This window comes from Pelosinus propionicus DSM 13327 (assembly GCF_900114615.1).
Taxonomy (GTDB): domain Bacteria; phylum Bacillota; class Negativicutes; order DSM-13327; family DSM-13327; genus Pelosinus; species Pelosinus propionicus.
Window position 1 is genome coordinate 20,617 of the sequence record NZ_FOTS01000017.1, and the last position, 23,949, is coordinate 44,565.

Here is a 23,949-nt window from a genome sequence, read left to right on the forward strand (position 1 = left end):
TTTTAATTAATATAAGCCCGTCATTAAGTGGAAAAAGACCACTATAAATGCGACACTCGTTTTCATTAAGGTTAATGCAAAAATATCTTTGTATGCCTGTTTATGCGTCAATCCACAGACAACCAATAACGTAATGATGGCACCATTATGCGGAAGAGTATCCATACCGCCTGACGCCATCGCTGCAACTCTATGCAGGATTTCAGGAGACATACCGATGGTTTGAGCCCATGCCAGCCAATCTTTTGACATTAAGTCTAATGCAATAGACATGCCTCCCGATGCTGATCCGGTAACACCCGCAAGAGTAGTAACTGTTACTGCTTCAGAAACTAAAGGTGTCCCCCCAATTTTTATACTCATTAATGCACTTGAAATGTCCTTAAAACCTGGTAATGTTGCAATAACGTTCCCGTAACCTACCTCAGAAGCAGTGTTCATAATAGCAAGTAATGAACCGATAGCGCCGGCATTCATGGCTTTTGCCAAGCTGCCTCCTTTTGGTATCGATTTATATCCTAATCCCATGGCAAGTAAAATGCCGATGACCAAAGCAATAATGAGTGACCAAATGCTAATCACATTTTTAATATTGGCTGCCACCATTGGTAATTTCATTGCTTGAAATGGTTCAAGCATCACTGGATTCCAGGCAAAGAAGTTAATCATAGCAAAATTAATAGCAAGAACTGCCAAAAGAGGAATCACTCCAACATACCAAGAAGGCAGTTTCATTTCTGCGCTCATTGACAAGTCAGGTTCATGAATCGTATGATTGCCATATCCTTCACCAGCAGTGACAGCCGCTTTATATCGGTGGTTTAAATAGAAAAGTCCCGATCCAATTAAAATCGTACCGCCAAAAATGCCGCATATAGGAGCTGCATAGATTGTCGTGCCAAAAAAGCTAGTAGGTATAATATTTTGGATTTGAGGAGTGCCAGGAAAAGAATCCATTGTCGCAGTAAATGCACCAAGAACAATCGCTGCAGGGATAAGCCGTTTTGGTATATTCGCTTCTCTAAATAGTGCGGCAGCAAAAGGATACACTGCAAATACCACTACAAACATACTTACACCGCCATACGTTAAAACTGCTCCAGCTAATGTAACAGCAAGAATAGCACGTTCTCTGCCTAATCCTTTTATAATTGCATGAGCAATACCTTGAGCTAGTCTAGTGTCCTCCATAATTTTGCCGAAGATAGCCCCCAAGAGAAATACAGGAAAAAAAGACTTTATATAGGTCACACCTTTTGCCATAAAAAGTTCAGTATAAGCTGGCATAATCGGCAGACTAGACATACTCGCAGCAAGCAAGGCAAATATCGGAGCAAATATAATGACGGAATACCCACGGTAAGCAAAGCAAATTAACAAAACCAGACTTGCTATAATACTGATCACTTCCATAGCATCAACCTCCAACACTTTTTTACCTGATACCGCAATGCGGCCTAGTAATTGGAATCGCCGATCGCCCCCCTCCCTTAGTACGAATGCAGCCTTCACTTTTGTATTAGATTGCAAGATGTATGCCAAAGTGAAAATAATAACAAGCATAGACAAATAACAGCCTTTACTAGAAAGGCTGCATTGATATTGTCTGAAAATACAGACAATACTGTATGGTTTTCAAACACAACAATACAACTCATGGAAACTCCGCTTTGTAATGTTACATAGTAACATCAGCGCCAAGTTAACCATGAGTTGGAAATAGTCTATAGCCTCAGTAAACAGATTATCTTTTAACATTTTTTCCAGGAGAGTTATATCCAATCCCATATTTTTTTAATTTTTCGTAAAAAACAGACCGATTTACGTGCAACAATAGAGCAGCTTTACTTTTATTCCCACCAGTATCCTCTAGGGCTTTTAATATTGCATTTTTTTCAGCCTCGTATCGTATTTCAACTAATTCAGCCCTAGTTGACTCCTTTTCACTTAGCTGGGGTTTCAGTATTTTTTTCATGATAGGGGCTAAATGTTCCGGTAAAATAGAGATTCCGTCTTCCATGATGTTGACAGATCTCTCCAAAATATTCTCCAACTCACGAATGTTGCCTGGCCAAGAATAGGCTTTAAGCACCTTCATAGCCTCTGGCGAGATACAGTCAACAAAACGTTCTAATTTCAAACTGATCTTTCTGAGCAATACCTCGCACAATAAAGGTATATCCTCTTTATGATCCCTCAGTGGCGGAATCTGTATGGAAACAATATTTAAACGATAGTACAGATCTTGCCGAAAATGCCCACTAACTGTCAGCACTTCCAAATCTTTATTTGTGGCAGTAATCACTCTTATATCCAGCTTAATCGTCTTAGTTCCGCCAATTCTTTCAATTTCCCATTCTTGCAGTACACGCAGTAATTTTACTTGCATACCAAGAGGCATATCACCAACTTCATCCAAGAAGAGCGTTCCTCCGTTGGCCAATTCCATCTTCCCTGGCTTACCACCTTTTCTTGCTCCGGAAAAAGCGCCTTCTTCATAGCCAAACAACTCTGACTCCAGCAGGTTTTCTGGTATTGCCGCACAATTCACTTTAATAAATGGTCCTTGACAGCGGGAACCGCCATTATGAATGGCATGCGCAAAGAGCTCCTTACCTGTGCCGCTTTCTCCCAAAATCAGTACAGTTGAACCGCCTTTAGCCGTTTTTTGAGCAATATGCTTGACTTCTTCAATCGTTTTACTTTCCCCAATAATATCTTCAAAGGTATACTTACCGCCTAACGTCTTACGCAATCTTTCTTTATAATATTCCAGCTCATACTGGAGATGGCTGATTTCATTAGCCAGTCGCTTCAAATCCTTGATATCTTTAAATACGACGTGCCCGACAGCACAGATCACTTCGTCATTTTTCACAATGGGAATCCGTGAAACAATACAGTTATTCCCATTCATTTTCTGTATTACATTCATTTCCCCTTTTCTATTTTCGATAACCTCATGCAATTGGGTATTGGGAATGACATCCGTTACTTTTCTACCGATCACTTCATGGGGCTTTTTATCCAGAACAGCATAATACGCCGGATTCATCATGGTAATAATCCCTTCCTTATCCACCACCACAATCCCTTCTTCAATGCTTTCCAAGACATATTGCAGCGTACATTTCAGCTTTGTTACCTCTTCCAGTTCAGCAGCAACTTTACTAAGCTCAGTAATTCCCTGAAAGACCGCAATTGCACCGATGATCCTTCTTTCTTTCCATATTGGTGTCCAATTCATCAAGACATGAGTCGCACCGATTTGAAACTGTTGGTTCAGTTCAGCAGTACCCGTTTCCATTACCCGTATTAATCGATTATCCGGAAGAATCTCATCCGCTATACATCCAATAGCCGCCTTACTTTTAAAACCAATCATCATCTCTGCCCATTGATTCATAAAGATTATAATTCCTTTTTGATCCACTACGACGATTCCATTGTTTATCGAATTCAAAGTTGCTTGAAAGTCTTCAATCATGAGCTGCATATTCACACTCCTCTCACCTTTTTCAATTGTCATCCTGCTTTTTTAATATTATGACAATAATTGAAACTCGTAGGGCTTATTTAACATGCAATTTATGTATACGTAAATTTTTTCACAATAAATAATAATACCATACACGGAAAGGTTTGAAACCATTATAGCAAATTCAACGCAACTGTTCTACGCAGTTCATGGTTCTATCTACAATGAAATAAAATTGTATACCAATACATAACCCCCTCTAATCCGATATAATATCTAGGATCAGAGGGGGTTATCCAGCATTAAACTTTTAGTATCCCAATAGCATTCAAGAAGACTACAATGAGCAATACAGGAGTTATATAGCGAATCAGTAAAAAGTATACATTCACCAATCCAGCAATTTTTAGCTTTCCATGATTGGATAATTCAGTGACTACCTCTTCACGTTTTATCGAATACCCCATTAACAAAGCAATTAACAAGCCACCTAGCGGCATAAGGACATTAGAAGAAATATAGTCAAATAAATCGAAAAATCCAAGACCAAAAAAAGTAATATGCCCTAGTACACTGCCCTTGTCAACTGACAAAGTCGCTAAAATTCCTACCACAAACATAATTACTGCAGTCAGAATCGCTGCACCCTTTCGAGACATCCCCTTCTCTTCAGATAAATACGCTACCGGCACTTCTACTAAAGATAACATTGCAGTCGTTGCTGCAATAGCCGTTAAAAAGAAAAAAGCAATTAGTAATAAGTTACCAAAAGGCATTTGCGAAAAGACCAAAGGAATAGTCATAAACAGCAATCCTGGACCAGCCGTAGGCTCCATACCAAAAGAAAATACCGTTGGGAATATCGCTAAACCTGCTAACATGGATACTAATGTATCAGATAAAGCCACTTTCACTGCCATGCTAAACATATTGTTCTCTTCTGTAAAATAACTGCTATAGGTCATCATTGTACCCATACCAAGGGATAATTTAAAGAAGGCCAGTCCTAAGGCTGCTAATATAGCTGCTCCTGACAATTGTCCAAAATTAACATGAAATAGAAATTGAATCCCCTCTGCAGCTCCCGGAAGAGTCAAAGCACGAATATCACAAATAAGAATCAGAATAAATAATAATGGCATTAATGTCTTGGTAATCTTTTCAATCCCTTTTTTGACACCCATTGTTAAAATACCGGCTACTACGGCTAATACTATGAACTGCCATAAAATAGGTGATAACGGCCCCATAATCACATCACCAAATTGAGCCTTAGCAACCTCCATAGTAACGCCAACGAAATCTCCAGCGATTGCTTTAAATAAATAATAATATACCCATCCAGCTACACAGCTGTAAAAAAACATAATCAGACAAGATGACACAACGCCCATAATCCCAATGTTCTTCCAAGGCGTTCCAGGCTTTAACTCTTCCAAGGCACCTACAGCATTCTTCCTGGTTTTCCGTCCAATGTAAAACTCACTGAGCATGATTGGCAAGCCAACAAATAAAATACAGCAAAAATAGACTAATAAAAAAGCACCGCCGCCATTTTGTCCTGTTAAGTACGGAAACTTCCAAATATTACCTAACCCTACTGCTGATCCTAATGTTGCAAAAAATACTGCTATCCCTGAAGAAAATGTTTCTCTTTTTTTAACTACACCCATGACTTCACTCCTATTTTTTATTTCTTCTAAACATTAGTACTTTCGTTATGACTTGTAAGTTTACAAAACAAGAAAATTTCACACTCATTTCGATTGTTTTTGTAATATTCACACATTACAAACGACACTATTGCTAAGTCTCTTTGTGTAGTTATCTACGAGCATAACAGTATATATAATAGCATACATTTTTCATTTTGAAACTTACTTTTATTTTAGGTTTTTCACACTACTTTAAAGCATTTCTTCCCCTTAGAAGCCTATGCTTTCCATATAAATACAAAAGGGTTAACATATCCCTCTTCTTCACAAAGAATATGTTAACCCAAATGAGCAGTTTCCCACCGCCCTTTCTTATTCACTCATTTGTTTAGATCCTCTAACCCCTCGAACTGCATGTTGTAATACTTCGCATAAAGTCCATTTTGCAGCAGCAGCGTTTCATGATTTCCCCGTTCTTGGATACTTCGATCATTAATCACAATAATTTCATCCGCATTGCGTATCGTGCTTAATCTGTGAGCAATAACAATGGTCGTTCGATCCTTGGAAAGCTGCTCTAATGATGCTTGAATATGACGCTCGCTCTCATTATCTAAGGCAGAGGTCGCCTCATCCAAAATCAAAATTTTAGGATTCTTTAAAAAGACACGTGCAATCGCCAAGCGCTGTTTCTGTCCGCCAGAAAGACGAACTCCTCTTTCTCCTACATATGTGTCGTATCCATTATCAAGGCTCATAATAAAATCGTGAATGTTCGCACTCTCGGCTGCTTTAATGATCTCTTCCTCAGAAGCCCCTGGCTTGCCATAAGAAATATTATCACGCACACTGCCAGCAAACATATACACATCCTGTTGAACAATTCCAATATTACTTCGCAGAGACTTTAGCGTTACATCTCGAACATCCTTACCGTCAATACTCACAGAACCCTCTGTCACATCATAAAAGCGGGGCAGCAGCGAGCAGAGGGTTGTCTTACCTCCTCCAGATGGACCTACTAAAGCTACTGTTCTTCCAGCTTCTATGAATATTGTTACCTTTTCCAGTACTTCTGTGGTTTTATCATAATAAAAAGAAACATCCTTGAATGCAATCTCTCCCCGTACATTCGTAAGAGGTATCGCATCCTCTTTATCTACAATTTCCGGCTCGGTTTGCAGCACTTCAACGAAGCGTTTAAATCCAGCATAACCTTTTTGAAACTGTTCTGTAAAATTAATCAGTACATCAAGAGGATTAATAAATATGCCAATATATAGAGCATATACAGCCAAATCTGTGAGCTGCATCGTACCATTGGCAATAAAGATGCCCCCAAAGACCAGCACTGTCACGTACAGCATCCCTTCAAAAAAATTGTTTCCTGCATGAAAACTTCCCATTATTTTGTAGCCAGTTTCTTTCGAATCTAAAAACTCAACATTGCTGCTTTTAAACTTTTCGCTTTCGATCTCCTCATTCGCAAAGGATTTGACTACACGAATACCCGAAAGACTATCTTGTACCCGAGAGTTCACATTGGCAATCTTCCTCCTGTTATCCATAAAAATAGCTTTCAACTTTCGGTTTTGATAAACGCTGAAAGTTACCATGATCATGGTGACACATAACAAAATCAGTGTCATTTTCACATGAATCAGCATTAGCAGAGCAAAAGAACCGATAATCTTTAATATGGAAATAAATAAGTTTTCCGGTCCATGATGTGCCAGTTCTGAGATATCAAACAAATCAGAAACCAGCTTGGACATCATTTCCCCTGTATTGTTTTTATCATAGTAAGAAAACGGTAACCGCTGCAAATGGTCAAATAAATCCTGTCGCATATCGCTCTCCATACGAGCTCCCATTACATGCCCCCATGAGGTGATATAATATTGGCAGCCATAGCGAATGAGGTACATTATAATTAAACCTCCACCAATGTAACCAATACTATGCAAAATCTCAGCTGAGCTTCTCGTAAATAGACCCTTGGTAAGAAGATTTAAAATTTGCGGAAATGCAAGATCAATCACGGACATCGTTAATGCGCAGACCATATCCGTGTAGAATAATAACTGATAGGGCTTATAATATTGAATAAACTTCTTTAAAATGAACATTTGAAATCTCCTTTAGTCGATGAGGCTGCAATCAAATTGCTATTAGCCCGTTATGCTTCTCTATATAGTATACCATTTTTTAAATTACTCTTTCCAATGAATCCATCCATAAACGTACGATATTATAAACAACTCACCCCTAGGCAGGAGTAGTTTAAGTGATTCATAAACTACTCCTGCCTAGGGGTGAGACTTCTTTCTCTTAGAATTCTAATATTTTACCTACCGGAATTAGACTCGAAACTTCGCAACACCTTCTTGCAAGGTACTAGCCAAAGAGGCTAAACTGTGACTGGCAGAAGCAATTTCCTGCATGGATGCCGATTGCTCTTCCGTAGCAGCGGAAATAGTCTGGGTTTCTGCGGCATTTTCTTTACTTGCAATTTCAATCTCATGAATAGAATTCACCAATGTCTGGCTGCCATCAACAATTTGTTGAATCGCCTCTGATATATCTTTAATCTGCTGCGAAAATTGAATAATGGACTCTACTATAAACGTAAACATCTCTCCAGCAGAGTTTATAACGACAATTCCATCCTTTACTCGTTCCAAACCAGATTGAGATGCAGCAACAGCTTGCTCCATATTAATCTGATTCTTCTCAATCACAGCTCCAATCTGCTGTGTGGCTTGGTTGGATTGCTCTGCCAGTTTTCGAACCTCTTCTGCCACCACGGCAAAACCTCGACCATGCTCCCCTGCCCTAGCAGCTTCAATCGCAGCATTTAATGCCAATAAATTCGTTTGGCTGGCTATTGTGGAAATCAGATTCACCATTTCACTAATTTCTTGTGATCCAGTAGCAAGCTCTGTAATTGCATTTTGTACCTCTGTCGACCCCTGGCTAATATCGTGCATTTGAACAATTGCTTGCTCTACAGACTCTTTTCCTTTTTTAGCTTCTTGGGATGCATGTATGGCAATCTCAGATACGCCTTGAGTTGTTGATAATATTTGTTCTGTATTGGTTGACATTTCTCGTGCTACCGCAGCAATACGGTCCGCTGAATTTGCCTGTTTTTCCGTTCCATGCGCAATATCAGTAATAGAGCCTGCTATTTGATTGGCAGCATCTGCAGAATGATTTGCACTGGCAGTTAGCTCTTCACTGGAAGCAGCTACATGTTCCGCCTGCGATTTTACATTGGTAACCAAAACACGTAAATTCCCCCGCATGTCTTGAAATCCTTTTGCTAATTGGCCAATTTCATCATGAGAAAAAACTTGAATTTCCTGCTCGCTAAGATCTCCATCCGTTAATATTAAACATTCATCTCGAATGATCTGAATGGGTTTTGCAAAACGTTTACTCAAAAAGATGATAAATAAAATTGCGATAATAATACTTATGATTGAAATAATAATCATCATATGCGCCAATGTGGTAATTTCTTTATTAACTTCTGTCTCTGGAGCGGCCACTGTCATAATCCATTTGGATCCATCTGGCAATGGAACAGGTGTAAAAACTCCCATCTGTGTAGTACTATCAACAAAACTATACGATCCTTCCATCGGCTTACCGGTTTCATTTACGATCTTAAACAACAAAATCAAGCGATCATCTAATTCTTTTATCGGCAAATCAAGCTGGGGGTTAATTTGTTTGTCAGTTAACTTTAGTTTTCCGATCATTTCTGGATTTTTAGGATGTGCAATAACAGTTCCTAAGTGATCTGTCAAAAATCCATAACCCGTCTCTTTAAACTTTATTCCCCCCACTAACTCTGTAAGTCTGTCTAGTGAATATGTTCCCCCTAGAACGCCTGTCATTTGTCCATTATTAAAAACAGGTATAGCCAAAACAACGGATAGCTGCCCTGTTGTACGGGATACTAAGGGATCTGAAATAACAGGTTTCTGGCTAGCAAGTATCTTTTGAAAATAATCCCGGTCATTATATTGACCTGTAGAATTGTCGGAACGAATCCCCGAACCATCTAATGAAATAAAAAATATTGTATCAAAATAACCTATGCGCTTTTGTGTTTCTGCCATCGCTTGAATAATTTCTGCTTTATTCGTACCATTCTTAATTCGCTGGATATTCGCAAGATCATCTAAACGAATTATTTTTTCCTGTAAGTCAAATTGTATTTTGTTTGCATAATCCGTTCCAATTGAAATTGCAGTTTCATTCACACTATGAATTAGAAATTTATTAGATAAATAATAACTAACACTTGATAATATTCCAAAAGATAAAATAAATAAGGGGAGTAACATGATTAAAAATCGAGTCTGAATGCTGGTTACTTTCATAAGATGAGCCTCACTTTATATATGATATTTCATTTCTCAAGTCTTGCTGCATTACCTAGTCAGTACACCTAGAAATTCCCGCCATTATGCGTCTGCTACATACCTTGATCAATCCTCCATTCATTTACAACGATGAATGCAATAGATAAAAAATAGTTAGATTTTTGGGGTTGTTATGTATACAAGAAATGATTGCAAAAAGTTTATAAAAAAAGTTGGTAATGTAACATAATAGAATTGTGTTACAACCACTAATATAAATACGCTTTTTTCTAGATAAATCCTTTTTTTCTTACAGTTTTTATAATAATTTACAATTTTTTTAAAGAAAATGGAGAATGTTGTAGTCAATAAAATCAATTCATTTATTTTAAAGTGTAGAATTGCCATTCGCCAAGGAGAATAATCAAGATTTTTTCCTCTGCATTAAAAAGCAATTTACTAATATTGCTAATATTTATTAGATTTACATAAAAGTTGGTAATGTAACACAATTCTATTGTGTTACATCTATAGGTTGCAGCCTATCCTTCTAGGAAATGGCTCTAGTTCCCTTCTTAGAAAACAAAGAGTAACTAGTAAAATGTCTTAACATAATTAGAAATTTTAAAAATAAAAGAAGCTATTCTTTTCTTTTAAAAGCAATGAACTATGAAGGTAGTAAATAAAAATTTTGACTACCTTCATAGTTCATTGTTTTTTATTAATGCCTATTTTTCTTTTTTATCAAGCATTAAGACCAATAGCTATTTCTATCGGACAATTATCTACAATCATTTCAACAGCAATATATGTACTATTACACACTGCAACTTTCCCATTCCCTTGAAGAAATGAGGGGGGATTGATTTTTACAGTAAATCCAATTTGATTTAAAGAGGTTGATGCATGGGAAACAATCATATTGACTAATTCGCAAATTGCACTTTCAGCCATCTCATCAATTGCATTCTCCCCTACTCGATTCAACATCACTGAAGAAATGGTATTAGCAGTCTGTTCTGTCATATTAAAAATAATATTTCCATGACTTTGACCACTCATGCCAACTTGTACGCTAATGCCTAGACTATCAACAACTTGTTCTTTCGTAAAGATCTTACCTCTGACAATGTTCGTAAATCCGACTTTAGGCACCACGCCTATAAAAGCACTTAAAAAAGGGTTAATAAATTTAGCATCCAAACCACTGTCCTCCCATTATGTAGTACATTTATTTTAAATTTCTCAACTTTATAAATAGCCCTATACTATTTACAAGCAAATAGATTAACCTAAAGACTAAGAATAGACGGACAAATATTCATCCTTACTGGTAGAATAACTCATTTGAAAAATTATTGCCTCTTCTAAAAGGTATAGATATGCAAAATAGGTCAAAGAAATATCAAAAAATAACCGTTTTTACCCATTATTAGGACATTCAGACCGCTATTTTTCAACTCCCTTGCGTAAAAATAGTTATATTCTTGGCACTACTATCGTACAATACATTATGCGAATAGAACTATTTTTATTAAAATCCGAATTGATAAGGAGGATTCTAAATGCTTAGTGCTGTCTGTGGTTGTTTGACAAATTCACCAAATACTACGAATACATGCATAGGTCATATCCCTAAGAGTTCTATTTATCTTAGCCGCACATTAAAAGGCCTAACTCCTGATGGGAGATATATACATCTAATAAAAAACGGCAGAGTCACATACCATCCTGGTTATTACACAATAGACGGAAGATTATTACAACCTCACACATAAAAGGGCTGCCGCGCCAAACAAATAATGCATCCGTTCATATAAACGATGACACGACACTGCTCGTTTTTTGATCGCACTCTCATATTCAACAAAAACAGTAATATGAGATAAACGAATTAATGTCTGTTTCTTTCTAAAGAAATCAAAACTGCTTTCAAACCGAGATGGCTTGAAAGCAGTTTTGATTTCTTCACGCACATTTTTTATGTATAAAAGATCGATTATTTGATTTCATTTAACGTTCTTACCCGCACCGACTGCATCATTTGGCGAGCCACCATCCGCCATTCCTTATATTCCCGATAGGGGCAGCTAAATGTCCCCATCATAAGATTCTTGTTGATTTCAACGAAAAACATGAGGTTAAAGAGAGATTCGTCTAGGGTGGGACTTTTGAATTCAAAAAAGCCGATGGATTTTTCCTCAATCATTTCTACGCCTTCTTCGTAGAATAGATACGAAGGGTTCAACCTTTTTAGAATGTTCTTAACACCATCTTTGACTTCCCGTATATGATCATCCCCAATATTATTTTGAATTAGGTTTAAAGTCACAGTGATACTACCCGTATCTTCGGTCTTGATGATTTGCGGACGATCACTGGATGGATATTTTATCTTTGCCAAATCTGGTGCCATGTCAAGAAAAGCCGAAGGAAGGCGCATTTTTAATTTATCTTCAAAGAATGTTAATTCCTGAAACTCATAATATCTGCCATGAATGGTTATACTCTCATAGATATTCTGGCTAGTAATTCTTTCATCTACATATTCCTTGGTCATGAACTCTGCCTCCTAACTTATATTTTATTTATGAATAGCTTGTTAGCTTACAGATCAAGCATAATTTCTGTTGTTCTAGGTTCAACACTCACGTAATCTAGATTAAGAAACAGAATAGTTGTAGCAACGGTGTAGAATGCAGCAATGATATCGATCAGGGTATCGGTAATGATACTGATACTGCCAGGCAAAGAGGTGGATAAATAACCGATTCCAAAGCCAATTCCTCCATTGATTAAGGCAAGGGCAAACACGATGCCAAAGGTTTTCCACCAGCGTCCTTTGACTAATGACTTACTGTAATTAAGAGCTGTTTTTCCACCTAGTTCACGTAAGGCAACAATTTGTATAATAAAAATATAATATATAGACCAGATTACGCCAGGTATAATCAATAAGAACGTCAGTCCCAAAATGATAATTCCGCCTAGAATACTGGTTGTTAAGCAACTGCTCCATCGAGAGAAAGCTTTATTTAAGGCTGCTCCCCAGCTAATCGGCAGATTATCATTGTTTTGAATCGCATGATCAGCAATTACGGCAATTCCCATCATTGCAATCACACCGAATAATCCTTCCAAGATCTTTATTACATTCATAAAGTCCCGAAAACTATTCATGTATCCTGCCACCATATACAGAATGATATTGATAGGAATATACACAATCAGTGTAATCATGACAATGGCTTTGAATTGCTGAGAATAGATTAGCCATCCTTTAGATACTACATCACTAAAATTAAACTCTCTTTCCTGTATCGCTTTTAACATACAGACACCTCTTTTGGCTTATTTGAATCCGCCAATACTCTCCCATCTTGCGTTTCTTGCCAAGTGAAAGCCATATCTATATTGATGGATGTCATCACAGAATTATTCTTCCATCGTTCCCGATGCTTCGTTGTCTTTTTTATTTTTCTTTCTAAAATATTTCATAACCAATACTCCTAGTGTTCCCACCCCTATTACAATGAGCTTAATAAACTTAGCACCAAAAGCAGCAATCATCGCAAGTAAACCTAATTTCTTAGCTGCCACACCGGTAATTAAGGCTGCCAAACCGTACTCAGCAATATGATCGGTTACAGAATTAAATTCTTCATACCGTTTTCCAGGAACAAATTCTGTAGCTGCCAGCAAGTTTTGTGCTACTGATTTCTCTGCTCCAATATTTTTTAAATCCGTAACTAAAGTAAGGGTCACATATCCTTCCCGACCAAGAGCATAGGTATTGTAATTGATTGTTCTTTCTCTTTCCCCTCTTGCTTTGAGCTCTATCGACCATACAAGATAGTGACGACTGGCATCATATTGAGGTTTTTCTACCCACCCTATCACAGTCATTTCAGAAAGTCCTTTTTCTTTTCGCTCTTTATTATTTTCTTTCGTTCCTTCTTTAAGGCTGGTTAATAGTTCTTCTGCATCCCATGCTTTAGCATCATCATCTTTGATATAACCAGACTTTGTATAGTCAATGGTTACAATCCACTCCTCATTTTCTTTATCCGATATGATGAACCCAACCATTTCAGGGCAGTCTCCGTTTCCCATACTCTTCATAACTCGACTAGCCTCAGGTTGGGGAACAAATGCATAGTGCTCAGGGATCTGGATCTGGGCTTGATCGAGCAAGCCGATCTTCGCAGGTCCTACAATCTGAACCTGCTGAGCTGCTTCCCATGCAGCTTTCTGTTCTTGCTTAGAATTACTGTTTTGCGCCTCTACAACTACGCTAGTAAAGTTTAGTAAACAAATAATAATAAAAATACTACCTATATATTTCCTCACGTCATTACTCCTCTTCAGCCTTTTTGGTAGAATCACTTTTCCTCCCTCTTTGAAAATTCCCCCTTATTCCCAATATATTCCTTACCAGATTCAACCATTACCGTTAGGATAATACATTTCAAGAATCATTTCCTCTGCTAAAAGGTATATATTTTAACAAATTTTATTAAATATATATATTTTTTTACATAATTGTAATTAAAATAGTAAAAAGACTACAATTTTTGACAAATCCTTCTGGACATCATCAAAAATTGTAGTCTTTTAATTTTCTTTTTCTATTTTATTTAAAGTATCCAATTCCAGCGGCAAATAGCTGTTGATCTTTGCTGCCAGGGACATTTTTCACTACCTGATTGCCAATTCGTTCCGAATGACCCATTTTTCCTAATATTCTTCCGTCCGGACTGGTAATTCCTTCTACTGCTTCTACAGATCCGTTAGGATTATAACGGATATCATAGGTAGGCTGTCCTGCTTCATCTACATACTGGGTAGCAATCTGTCCCTTTAGCCTCAAGCTGTTTAGCACTGCACTGCTGGCAACGAAACGACCTTCACCATGAGATACGGGAATGGTATGAACTTCACCTAATTCTATGTTATTAAACCAGGGTGAAAGTTTCGACACAAGTTTGGTGTTTGCCATACAAGAGATATGTCTGCCGATTTGATTATAGGTCAACGTAGGGCATTCCGGTGATAAATCAACAATGTCCCCATAAGGCACTAACCCTAATTTAATAAGAGCCTGGAAACCATTGCAGATTCCCAGCATAAGTCCGTCTTTTTGAGATAAAAATTCCCGCAGGGCTTCTTTGATTTTGGGATTTCTAAACATGGTGGCAATATATTTACCTGATCCATCTGGCTCATCTCCAGCGCTGAAGCCACCTGGCAGCATAATAATTTGAGATTGATCAATAGACTTGACCATTTCTTCTATAGACTCTTCTATTGCTGCAGGAGTAAGATTGCGAATGACCATTGTATCGACAATACCACCTGCCATTTCAAATGCTTTGGCAGAATCATATTCGCAATTCGTTCCAGGGAAGACCGGAATAAAGATACGAGGTTTGGCAAAAGAATATTTTGCCTTCTTCGGATTACTGGAAAACAGCTCTTGCTTTGGTTTTTCCTTACTGGTTTCTGTCTGTGTGGCAAAAACCTTAGTTAAAGGCTTTTCCCAGGCAGCTTGTGCCTTTTCAAGATCAATAGAATAACCGTTAATATCAATATTTACTTGTTCCTTGGTATGACCTAATACAGAATAATTCATCTCACCTAAAACATCTTTTACAGAAATATCAGAGGGGATCTCCAATATCAAAGAACCATAATCCGCAGCAAATAAATCTTGGGATGATATAGGAGATGTAAAGGTCATACCGATTTTATTTCCAAAGCTCATCTTACTAATCGCAGCTGCTAAACCGCCCGTTTTAATTGTATGAGCAGCCAGCACATAACCAGCTTTTATCAATTGAGTAATGTTAGCATAATTCTGACACACCACAGGAAAATCAGGCAATTCATATGCATCACGAACTAACGGTATTCGTATGACCTGACTTCCGATCTTTTTAAACTCAGGAGAAATCACCTGATCCGCTTGAACCACATTAACGGCGAAAGCCACTAAAGTGGGAGGCACCGTCAACTCTTTAAAGGTCCCAGACATACTATCCTTGCCACCGATAGCAGGGATCGAAAACTGCTCTTGCGCATGAAGAGCACCTAAGAGAGCACTAAAAGGTTTTCCCCATTTTACAGCATCTTGACCTAATCTTTCGAAATACTCTTGCAAGGTCAGACGGACGGTGTGATATTCACCACCCATAGCTACAATTTTTGCAACTGCTTCTACAACTGCATATACGGCACCGTGGAATGGACTCCAGGTAGATAGCTGCGGATCATATCCATAGGTCATTAACGTAGCTGTATTCGTATTTCCTTTTAGGACAGGAATTTTACTTGCCATCCCTTCTGCCGGTGTGGTTTGAAACTTACCGCCAAAAGGCATCAATACAGTACTTGCACCAATTGTACTGTCAAACATTTCAACAAGACCTTTTTGGCTGCATACATTGAGATCACGTAAATTATCAAGCCAAGCTACCTCTAGATTATCGATTTCACTTGCTTTAGCAGCAAAATAATTTTCAGCTTCTATTGGTGCAGTAACCTGTACATCTACTTTTTGTTTAACACCATTTGTATTTAAAAATTCTCGGCTAATATCAACAATAGGAATTCCCCGCCATAACATGACAAGCCGCCCAGTATCCGTTACTTTTGCTACTACCGCCGCTTCCAGATTTTCAGCTGCCACATAGGACATGAATTCTTCTAGATGATGAGGTGCTATTACCACAGCCATACGTTCCTGTGATTCGGAAATCGCCAGTTCAGTACCATCCAGACCTGCATATTTTTTCGGCATCGCATCTAAATCAATAACCAGGCTATCTGTCAACTCTCCAATAGCAACAGATGCTCCACCTGCCCCAAAATCATTACAACGTTTTATCATCTGACTTGCTTTGGGATTTCTAAAGAGCCTTTGTATTTTCCGTTCCGTAGGCGGATTTCCTTTTTGTACTTCTGCACTACAGGTTGCCAGGGATTCTTCCGTATGCTCTTTCGAGGATCCTGTTGCCCCGCCGCAGCCATCCCGGCCAGTTTTTCCACCCAATACAACTACGATATCATCCGCTACTGGCCGTTCACGCACTACATTTTCTTTTGGAGCAGCAGCGATCACTGCGCCAATTTCCATTCTTTTTGCAATGAAACCTTCATGATAAATTTCCGCTACCTGACCTGTGGCTAAGCCAATTTGATTACCATAAGAGCTATACCCTGCTGCTGCTCCCAAGGTTATTTTACGCTGAGGTAATTTTCCGGCTAACGTATCTTCTACCTTTGTGCGCGGATCACCACTCCCTGTAACACGCATAGCTTGATACACATACGATCTTCCTGATAATGGATCACGAATAGCTCCGCCTAAACAAGTTGCCGCACCACCAAATGGCTCAATTTCCGTTGGATGATTGTGGGTTTCATTCTTAAACATAACCAGCCATTCTTCTGTGCTGCCATCCACATCCACGGGAACAACAATGCTGCAGGCATTAATTTCTTCCGAGTCATCTAGATCCGTGAGTTTGCCTTGCAAGCGCAATTCCTTCATTCCCATAACAGCGATATCCATTAAACAGATATCTTTTTGCCGATCTTGATATACAAGAGACCGGGCCTTACGATACTGATCATATGCTTTAGCAATCGGCACTGAAAAATGACCTGTCCCTATATTTACATTTTCAATTGTAGTGAAAAAAGTTGTGTGACGGCAATGATCTGACCAATAGGTATCCAACACTCTGATTTCTGTGATGGTCGGGTTGCGTTTTTCTACATCACGAAAATATTGTTGGCAAAATGCAATATCCCCTAGTCCCATGGCCAGTCCCATATCTTTTAATAGCAATTCTAGTTCTTCTGCTGATTGGGTAATAAAACCGGGAATCGTCTTTACATCAGCAGGTTTTTCCACTGTTAGTTCAAGACTACGAGGTTTTTCTAAAGAAGCTTCCCGCGCTTCTACCGGATTAATACTATATTCTTTTATTTTCTTAAACTCATCTTCTGTAATATTGCCTTGTAATACAATTACTTTGGCAGTACGAATGGATAAGGTTTCTGTTTTAGTTAATATTTGCACACATTGCGCCGCCCAATGCGCTCGCTGATCATATTGACCTGGCAGATATTCTACTGCAAATATTTTATTTTCTGGATCTACGGCAAGTATTTCATCATAAACATCATCAACAGTTGGTTCGGAGAAAATACTCCGTTTTGCTTCTGCAAACTCTTCCTGACTAATTCCCGATATATCATAACGATTGACAAGGCGTACATGTTTTAAGCCTGTAATGCCAAGATTCTGGGTAAGATCAGCATACATCCCCTTAGCCTCTACCGCAAAATCCTGTTTCTTTTCTACGAAAATTCGTTTGACTTCATATGGCATATTTCTACCTCCTAGTATCGTCTTGCTAATGTTATTGTAATATATTATCATTAATTATAATAATTAATAGTATTAATAAAACTCATAAGGAGTATTTATATATGGACGTTAATTTTGAGTTGTATAAAGTGTTTTTTTATGTTGCCAAATATTTAAGCTTCTCAGCAGCTGCCAATGAATTATATATCTCCCAGTCAGCTGTCAGCCAAGCTATAAAACAATTAGAGGAAAAGTTGAATACAAAACTTTTTTTTCGCAGTACCAAACACGTGCAATTATCAGAAGCAGGTACTCTTTTATTTACCCATGTAGAGCAAGCCTTTCACTTTTTAAAGACAGGCGAACGCAGCATCAATGAATTGCATTCTTTAGATCAAGGAGAGCTGAAAATAGGTGCCAGCGATACCATTTGCAAATACTACTTGCTTCCTTATTTTAAACAATTTAACCTTCTATATCCTAAAATCAAGCTCAATATTACCAATCGCCCATCACCTGTTTGTGTAGATTTATTGAAAAAAGGCTTGGTGGATATTAGTGTGGTTAATCTTGCCGCTGAAAAACTGTATCCGGGTATGACCATCAGCAAATGTAAACTGCTGCATGATGTCTTTGTCGCCAGTCCTGCTTTTGCTCATCTGCAAAGTCTCCGTCTGGTTCTGAAAGACATTGCCGCTTTACCTATTCTCACATTAGAGAAGAATACAACCACAAGAACCTTCTTGGATTCTATGTTCTCCCAGCACAATCTTCCTTTTGAGCCTGAAATTCAATTGGGCAGTGTAGACTTAATGATTGAACTGACAAAAATAGGACTGGGAATTTCATTTATCAGCAAAGAATATATACAAAAAGAACTGGCCGACAATCAGTTATTTACCCTCCCCCTCACCACTGATATACCTCCGCGGGAGTTAGGGATTATGACTCATGATTATCTGCCAGTTCCACTTGCAGCACAGAAATTTATTGAATTGTTATAGTGAAATAGCAACCACTAAAGATTTGCACCTTGAATAGGTCACGATAAAGTTTCTTTAATGGATCATAGATAACTTCACTTCACCTTAGGAATATTACGGCCAGCATAGATTTCTGACATTTCTTTCTTCAAACGCTGTTTGATTTTTTTCTTCTCCCCAGGCAAAAGTTCCCCTTTGGCTGTGCCAAATAGATAATTATCCAAATCAAATTCTTTTAAAATCATTTTTGTATGAAAGATATTTTCCTGATAGATATTCACATCAAGCATCTGATATAACTCACGAGTATCGTGTGCAATGTAATTTTGAATTGAATTAATTTTATGGTCGATATAAAACTTTTTCCCGGTAACATCGCGGGTAAATCCTCTTACTCGATAATCAATAATTGCAATATCAGAGCTGAAGCTGTTAATTAGATAATTCAAAGCTTTTAGTGGTGAAATCTCTCCACAGGTAGAAACATCGATATCAGCACGAAATGTACTAATCCCCTTATCAGGGTGACTTTCCGGATAGGTATGCACAGTAATATGACTTTTATCTAAATGAGCTACCACAGCATCGGACTTAATTTCCTGGAGATCAATCAGCTCTGGTGCCTCAACTGCCATTTTTCCTTCTGAAATCAGCATGGTTACACTAGAACCTTGGGGGTCATAGTCTTGCTTTGCAATGTTTAAAATGTTCGCACCAATCATACTTGCCACTTCTGTTAATATATTTGTCAGTCGTTCTGCATTGTATTCTTCATCAATGTATTCAATGTAGGCTTGACGATGTTCCGGACTTTTCGCATAACATATATCATACATGTTAAAGCTAAGTGTCTTTGTCAGGTTGTTAAAACCATATAATTTTAATTTTTTAATTGACTTTATTTCCATATTTATTCTCCTTACTTGTTGTACAATTTCAAAGTCATGCCCTGAATCAGTACGGTATCATCGTCTGCTAGGAGCTTTATTTCTTTGACACTTACCATGCTAAAAAATACTCAGTTGAGATAGAGTTCCCCTCACCTAATCTCAGTTCCACTTATCCGTCAAACTTAGCCCCTCTTAACTCCCATCTACTTAAAAGAGGAGTCGTAGAGCGGCTTATTCATCAAATTAAATGTACTTCTAGTACTAAATAATAGCCTACTTTTTTAACGCTGTAAATAGTATTTTTTTGAATCTGTCTACACTGAAAAAATAAAGGCAGAAGGATGCTTCTCTCCTATCCTTAGTATAGTATTTTGTTAATAAAGTATTCTTAATTACTAAAAAAAGACTCTAGCGACTATTTTAGTCTGCTAGAGTTCTTTTTTCAAAGACGATTCGAATTTAATTATTACAAAGCAGATACGGCTATCTTCAGCACTACTTTTTTTACTTTTGTCGCCGAATGCAGCGTGCAGTTGGGTCGATGAACATCATTAGGAAAAAGAATAGTATATATCCCAGGTTTTAACAGTAATTCTACCTCTTGCTGTACTCCTTGATAAAAAATCAAATCTCTTAATGCCAGTTCATCCTGAAGAACCTCATACTCTGGAGATAACGGACAACATCCAATCATTTCTTCTCCTGAAACCACATACTGTATATCAATATACTTCTGATGAGCCTCTGGTCTTCTTTTCTCCTTCGGCTCTGTTTCATATTCTGAAACAGATGCAAATATAGTATCGCCTTCGATATCATGTCGGCCAACTGGCAAACTAGACAAATCAGTATTGATTAAATACAGCAAACCTTTTTGCAAGGCAGGAGACAAAGCAGCTTTTTCCTGTTCAAAATTTTTTAACTGTCCATAAATCATGTTAGCATCCTCCTTTTAATTTATTTATATTCTTTATGTATTCTGGATTGATGACGGTCTTTCCTCTCTTACTGATTTTTTTTAGAAAAGCACTGAAAATTTAGTAAAATAGGCCCATTATAGCATAAAAACAAGAGGCAGTTTTACATTACCTCTTGTAACTGTTTTTTCTTAGTTAGCAATTTCTCCATGAATTTCTTTGCCGCGAATTTCTTTAACTTTATTATTTTCACCCACCATCACTACAGTAGGAGTAAATTCTCTTGCTTCCTCTTGAGTCATCATCGCATAGGAGATAATAATCACCTTATCATCAGGCTGTACTAAACGAGCTGCGGCTCCATTCAAACAAATAATACCCGAATCTTTCTCTCCAACGATCACATATGTCTCAAACCGATTACCATTATTATTATTTACAATTTGCACTTTTTCATTAGGCTGAATTCCTGAAGCGGTTAATAAGCTTTCATCGATGGTGATACTTCCCATATAATTAAGATTTGCCTCCGTCACCGTGGCACAATGAAGTTTTGCCTTTAAGCATGTAATAAACATAGAATTATCCCTCCAATATGATATTATCAATTAAACGAGTCTTGCCAATACGCACGGCTAAAGCTAAAAGAGCTTTCCCAATCATCTTGTCCATAGTTTCTAATAATGGGTAGCTGTATATCTCTACATAATCAATTTGCGCCATTTCTTCCAATTGGATGTTCGCTACCACCTGCTGTCTGATGTCTTCTACCTTTACATCACCCCTAGCAACAAGCTGCTTGGCTAGCTGCAAACTGCGAAACAGCACTAATGCCGCGCTGCGCTCTTCAGCAGATAAAAAAGCATTACGAGAACTCATGGCGAGCCCATCTTTTTCCCGCACAATTGGTACAATCTCGATAACTACATTTATATTTAAATCAGAAACCATACGCTTCAGCACTAAGACCTGCTGCGCATCTTTTTGACCAAAGAAAGCTATGTCAGGCTGAATAATATTAAATAACTTAGTCACAACTGTAGCGACTCCACGAAAATGACCTGGCCGAGATAAACCGCATAGTTTTTGGGTAATACCATCAATTTCTATAAAACTGCTGTATCCCTTAGGATACATCTCCTGAGCTTGAGGATGAAAAATGACATCCACTCCAGCAGTACCTGCTTGTACACTATCACCACTTAAATCTCTCGGATATTTTGCATAATCTTCATTAGGGCCAAATTGAGTAGGATTCACAAAAATACTCACCACAACGATATCACTTTGTTTTTTTGCTTGACGCATTAATGTAAGATGTCCTTCGTGCAAAGAACCCATAGTCGGTACTAATCCGACTGACAAACCCTTTGCTTTTGCCTGTTTAATGAAAATCTTCATTTCCTCTATGGTTTCAATAATTCTCATGATTGTATCTCCTTTCTTCCTAAGCCGTCTTACTACCTCATCTCATTAAAAATTCTGCTGCTATAGAGTGCTTTAACGTAGATGATGTACTAGTATAATTTTTCTAAAATTCCATCAGATATTTTAAAACTATGTTCCGCCGAAGGAAATATTTTGCCTGTCACTTCTTTTTTATAGTCAGCTACTGCTTGCGCTATTGCTACATGCAAGGTAGCATATTGTTTTACAAATTTGGGAGTAAATCCAGGATATAAACCGAGCAGATCATTTATGACCAATACCTGCCCATCACAGTCCGCACCAGCGCCGATGCCAATGGTTGGTATATTGAGCTGCTGCGTTACTTTTTGCGCCAGTAAAGCCGGTACGCATTCTAGAACAACAGCAAAAGCACCGTTTTCTTCTAGAATCTTAGCATCATTAAGCAATTTTTGAGCCCCTATTTCCTCTTTTCCCTGTACTTTAAAACCACCCAGACTATGAACTGACTGAGGTGTTAACCCCAAATGTCCCACTACAGGAATCCCAGCCGCCACTATTTTTTTTACAGCTCCAGCAATTTCACTGCCGCCTTCGAGTTTAACAGCCTGAGCCCCTGTTTCTTTCATAATCCTTCCTGCGTTGGCTACCGCCTGCTCCGCGGAAACCTGATAAGACATAAAGGGCATATCTACAACTACCATTGCTTTTTTTGCCCCCCGGCATACTGCTTTACCATGATGGATCATATCCTCCATGGTAACTGGCAGAGTTGAATCATATCCCAATATCACATTTCCTAAGGAATCACCTACTAAAAGCATATCAATATGGGCATCATCAAGAAACTTTGCCGTAGAAAAATCATATGCTGTTAGCATGGTAATGGCTTTTCCCTCTATTTTTCGTTGCTGAATCACTGTCGTTGTAATCTTTTCATTGCTACTCATAATTATTTCCCCCTATTATCAATTCCTAGTATTTCTTCTATGCCCGCAGCTTGCTCCTGACTAACCGTACCTTTCTGTAAGGCAATCCCCAAAGTATACATTCCAAGCTCACTATATAAGCTTTTGTCTGCTTCATTTTCAAATGTCTCCAAGTGCGCCTTTACCGTAATGCCATCCCCACGACTAATAGGACCAGTCAGCCCTTGAACCGTTCCCATTTCCTTTATATTCTGCAGAGTTCCCTCCAGCAGCGGCAGCAATGCAGCTAACGCTTCTTCAGAAGATAAACCAAATTTTCCATACAGTCGACTTGCCCAATGCATCAAGGAAACCGTGTAGTTCGATACAATGCAAGCAGCCCCGTGATAAAGAGGCTTATCTGCATCTACAATATGAAAACTGGTTCCTCCTAAATCATTCACAATTTTTTCGGCTTGCTGTATAACCTCCATCTGTCCGCTTAAAGCAAAATAGATACCTTCTAATCTTTCACTCGTTTGTTCTTTATTGGCAAAGGATTGCAGGGGATGCATACAGCCAATCCATGCTCCTTGCTCCTTTGCAGGCATGAGCACTTCCGCTGGCAGACATCCTGAGGTATGAAGTACCATTTGCCCTCTTTTAAAACCATTTTCGCTGGCTATTTGGGCTGCCACCTCCCCGATGTGCCGATCAGGTGTTGTAATGAATAGTATATCTGTATCATGCATTAATTCGACTGCTCTTATCTTCGCGTCTATTCCCAATTCCCCAGCCAGCTGACTTGCTGATGTTAGAGTACGGCCAACAATTCCAGTTAAAGAATACCCCCTGTCAAATAATCCTCGTGCTAATACACTACCTACTTTTCCAGCTCCTACAATACCTACTCTCGGCTTTTGTACATCCATAATTCCTCCATTTACCTAATAGTATT

Annotated in this window: 18 protein-coding genes; 1 reads left to right on the forward strand and 17 read right to left on the reverse strand. The window is 38.2% G+C overall.

Translation table 11 applies throughout. The annotated features are described in order from the left end of the window. Nucleotides 1-6: 6 nt before the first annotated feature. The 11 genes from BMZ99_RS10845 to BMZ99_RS10895 form a co-directional block, all read right to left on the reverse strand. Entirely contained in the window at nucleotides 7-1,413 is a 1,407-nt protein-coding gene (locus tag BMZ99_RS10845) for a GntP family permease (RefSeq protein ID WP_090936818.1), read from the reverse strand. A gap of 331 nt (nucleotides 1,414-1,744) precedes the next feature. Next, complete coding sequence (locus tag BMZ99_RS10850; RefSeq protein WP_245754920.1) at nucleotides 1,745-3,529, reverse strand: sigma 54-interacting transcriptional regulator; 1,785 nt, start codon at nucleotides 3,527-3,529, stop codon at nucleotides 1,745-1,747. A gap of 251 nt (nucleotides 3,530-3,780) precedes the next feature. Further along, nucleotides 3,781-5,151, reverse strand: a complete 1,371-nt coding sequence (locus BMZ99_RS10855) for a sodium-dependent transporter (protein ID WP_090936631.1) — start codon at nucleotides 5,149-5,151, stop codon at nucleotides 3,781-3,783. A gap of 362 nt (nucleotides 5,152-5,513) precedes the next feature. Continuing rightward, nucleotides 5,514-7,262, reverse strand: a complete 1,749-nt coding sequence (locus BMZ99_RS10860; protein ID WP_090936633.1) for an ABC transporter ATP-binding protein — start codon at nucleotides 7,260-7,262, stop codon at nucleotides 5,514-5,516. Between the two features lie 231 nt (nucleotides 7,263-7,493). Further along, on the reverse strand, nucleotides 7,494-9,527 hold the full coding sequence (locus BMZ99_RS10865; RefSeq protein ID WP_090936635.1) for a methyl-accepting chemotaxis protein: 2,034 nt from the start codon (nucleotides 9,525-9,527) through the stop codon (nucleotides 7,494-7,496). A 726-nt stretch (nucleotides 9,528-10,253) separates the two neighbouring features. Continuing rightward, nucleotides 10,254-10,712 carry a chemotaxis protein CheX gene (locus BMZ99_RS10870; protein WP_090936637.1) on the reverse strand — a complete coding sequence of 153 codons (459 nt, stop codon included), beginning with the start codon at nucleotides 10,710-10,712 and terminating at the stop codon, nucleotides 10,254-10,256. A gap of 557 nt (nucleotides 10,713-11,269) precedes the next feature. Beyond that, the gene (locus BMZ99_RS26305; RefSeq protein WP_175490530.1) at nucleotides 11,270-11,485 is read right to left on the reverse strand and encodes a hypothetical protein; all 216 of its coding nucleotides are present in this window, start codon (nucleotides 11,483-11,485) and stop codon (nucleotides 11,270-11,272) included. A 23-nt stretch (nucleotides 11,486-11,508) separates the two neighbouring features. After that, nucleotides 11,509-12,069 (reverse strand): hypothetical protein, encoded by a 561-nt coding sequence (locus BMZ99_RS10880; RefSeq protein ID WP_090936640.1) that lies wholly within the window; start codon nucleotides 12,067-12,069, stop codon nucleotides 11,509-11,511. A gap of 47 nt (nucleotides 12,070-12,116) precedes the next feature. Beyond that, nucleotides 12,117-12,842: a hypothetical protein gene (locus BMZ99_RS10885; RefSeq protein WP_090936641.1), complete on the reverse strand. Its 726-nt coding sequence runs from the start codon at nucleotides 12,840-12,842 to the stop codon at nucleotides 12,117-12,119. Nucleotides 12,843-12,944: 102 nt separating this feature from the next. Continuing rightward, the gene (locus BMZ99_RS10890) at nucleotides 12,945-13,859 is read right to left on the reverse strand and encodes a DUF2167 domain-containing protein (protein WP_090936642.1); all 915 of its coding nucleotides are present in this window, start codon (nucleotides 13,857-13,859) and stop codon (nucleotides 12,945-12,947) included. A gap of 283 nt (nucleotides 13,860-14,142) precedes the next feature. Further along, nucleotides 14,143-17,907 carry a phosphoribosylformylglycinamidine synthase gene (locus tag BMZ99_RS10895; protein WP_090936644.1) on the reverse strand — a complete coding sequence of 1,255 codons (3,765 nt, stop codon included), beginning with the start codon at nucleotides 17,905-17,907 and terminating at the stop codon, nucleotides 14,143-14,145. A 101-nt stretch (nucleotides 17,908-18,008) separates the two neighbouring features. On the opposite strand from BMZ99_RS10895, the gene BMZ99_RS10900 reads away from it, so the two are divergent. Next, a complete protein-coding gene (locus BMZ99_RS10900; RefSeq protein ID WP_090936646.1) occupies nucleotides 18,009-18,890 on the forward strand; it encodes a LysR family transcriptional regulator in 882 nt (293 codons plus the stop codon). A gap of 74 nt (nucleotides 18,891-18,964) precedes the next feature. On the opposite strand, the gene speD is transcribed toward BMZ99_RS10900, so the two are convergent. From speD to BMZ99_RS10930, 6 genes are all read right to left on the reverse strand, one after another. Then, nucleotides 18,965-19,777 (reverse strand): adenosylmethionine decarboxylase, encoded by an 813-nt coding sequence (gene speD / locus BMZ99_RS10905; RefSeq protein WP_090936649.1) that lies wholly within the window; start codon nucleotides 19,775-19,777, stop codon nucleotides 18,965-18,967. Between the two features lie 448 nt (nucleotides 19,778-20,225). Then, nucleotides 20,226-20,696, reverse strand: a complete 471-nt coding sequence (locus BMZ99_RS10910) for a YhcH/YjgK/YiaL family protein (protein ID WP_090936652.1) — start codon at nucleotides 20,694-20,696, stop codon at nucleotides 20,226-20,228. 171 nt (nucleotides 20,697-20,867) lie between these two features. Further along, nucleotides 20,868-21,254, reverse strand: a complete 387-nt coding sequence (gene panD, locus BMZ99_RS10915; protein ID WP_090936655.1) for an aspartate 1-decarboxylase — start codon at nucleotides 21,252-21,254, stop codon at nucleotides 20,868-20,870. 4 nt (nucleotides 21,255-21,258) lie between these two features. Beyond that, a complete protein-coding gene (gene panC, locus BMZ99_RS10920; RefSeq protein WP_090936658.1) occupies nucleotides 21,259-22,104 on the reverse strand; it encodes a pantoate--beta-alanine ligase in 846 nt (281 codons plus the stop codon). An 89-nt stretch (nucleotides 22,105-22,193) separates the two neighbouring features. Next, on the reverse strand, nucleotides 22,194-23,033 hold the full coding sequence (gene panB / locus BMZ99_RS10925) for a 3-methyl-2-oxobutanoate hydroxymethyltransferase (protein ID WP_090936661.1): 840 nt from the start codon (nucleotides 23,031-23,033) through the stop codon (nucleotides 22,194-22,196). A gap of 2 nt (nucleotides 23,034-23,035) precedes the next feature. Next, entirely contained in the window at nucleotides 23,036-23,923 is an 888-nt protein-coding gene (locus BMZ99_RS10930) for a Rossmann-like and DUF2520 domain-containing protein (protein ID WP_090936664.1), read from the reverse strand. Between the last annotated feature and the right edge of the window lie 26 nt (nucleotides 23,924-23,949).

What these genes read in the sequence shown, in the direction of transcription:
- BMZ99_RS10845 (WP_090936818.1), bottom strand. Translation starts at nt 1,413, where the DNA reads ATGGAAGTGATCAGTATTATAGCAAGTCTGGTTTTGTTAATTTGCTTT.
- BMZ99_RS10850 (WP_245754920.1), bottom strand. Translation starts at nt 3,529, where the DNA reads ATGACAATTGAAAAAGGTGAGAGGAGTGTGAATATGCAGCTCATGATT.
- BMZ99_RS10855 (WP_090936631.1), bottom strand. Translation starts at nt 5,151, where the DNA reads ATGGGTGTAGTTAAAAAAAGAGAAACATTTTCTTCAGGGATAGCAGTA.
- BMZ99_RS10860 (WP_090936633.1), bottom strand. Translation starts at nt 7,262, where the DNA reads ATGTTCATTTTAAAGAAGTTTATTCAATATTATAAGCCCTATCAGTTA.
- BMZ99_RS10865 (WP_090936635.1), bottom strand. Translation starts at nt 9,527, where the DNA reads ATGAAAGTAACCAGCATTCAGACTCGATTTTTAATCATGTTACTCCCC.
- BMZ99_RS10880 (WP_090936640.1), bottom strand. Translation starts at nt 12,069, where the DNA reads ATGACCAAGGAATATGTAGATGAAAGAATTACTAGCCAGAATATCTAT.
- BMZ99_RS10885 (WP_090936641.1), bottom strand. Translation starts at nt 12,842, where the DNA reads ATGTTAAAAGCGATACAGGAAAGAGAGTTTAATTTTAGTGATGTAGTA.
- BMZ99_RS10895 (WP_090936644.1), bottom strand. Translation starts at nt 17,907, where the DNA reads ATGCCATATGAAGTCAAACGAATTTTCGTAGAAAAGAAACAGGATTTT.
- BMZ99_RS10900 (WP_090936646.1), top strand. Translation starts at nt 18,009, where the DNA reads ATGGACGTTAATTTTGAGTTGTATAAAGTGTTTTTTTATGTTGCCAAA.
- speD (WP_090936649.1), bottom strand. Translation starts at nt 19,777, where the DNA reads ATGGAAATAAAGTCAATTAAAAAATTAAAATTATATGGTTTTAACAAC.
- BMZ99_RS10910 (WP_090936652.1), bottom strand. Translation starts at nt 20,696, where the DNA reads ATGATTTATGGACAGTTAAAAAATTTTGAACAGGAAAAAGCTGCTTTG.
- panD (WP_090936655.1), bottom strand. Translation starts at nt 21,254, where the DNA reads ATGTTTATTACATGCTTAAAGGCAAAACTTCATTGTGCCACGGTGACG.
- panC (WP_090936658.1), bottom strand. Translation starts at nt 22,104, where the DNA reads ATGAGAATTATTGAAACCATAGAGGAAATGAAGATTTTCATTAAACAG.
- panB (WP_090936661.1), bottom strand. Translation starts at nt 23,033, where the DNA reads ATGAGTAGCAATGAAAAGATTACAACGACAGTGATTCAGCAACGAAAA.
- BMZ99_RS10930 (WP_090936664.1), bottom strand. Translation starts at nt 23,923, where the DNA reads ATGGATGTACAAAAGCCGAGAGTAGGTATTGTAGGAGCTGGAAAAGTA.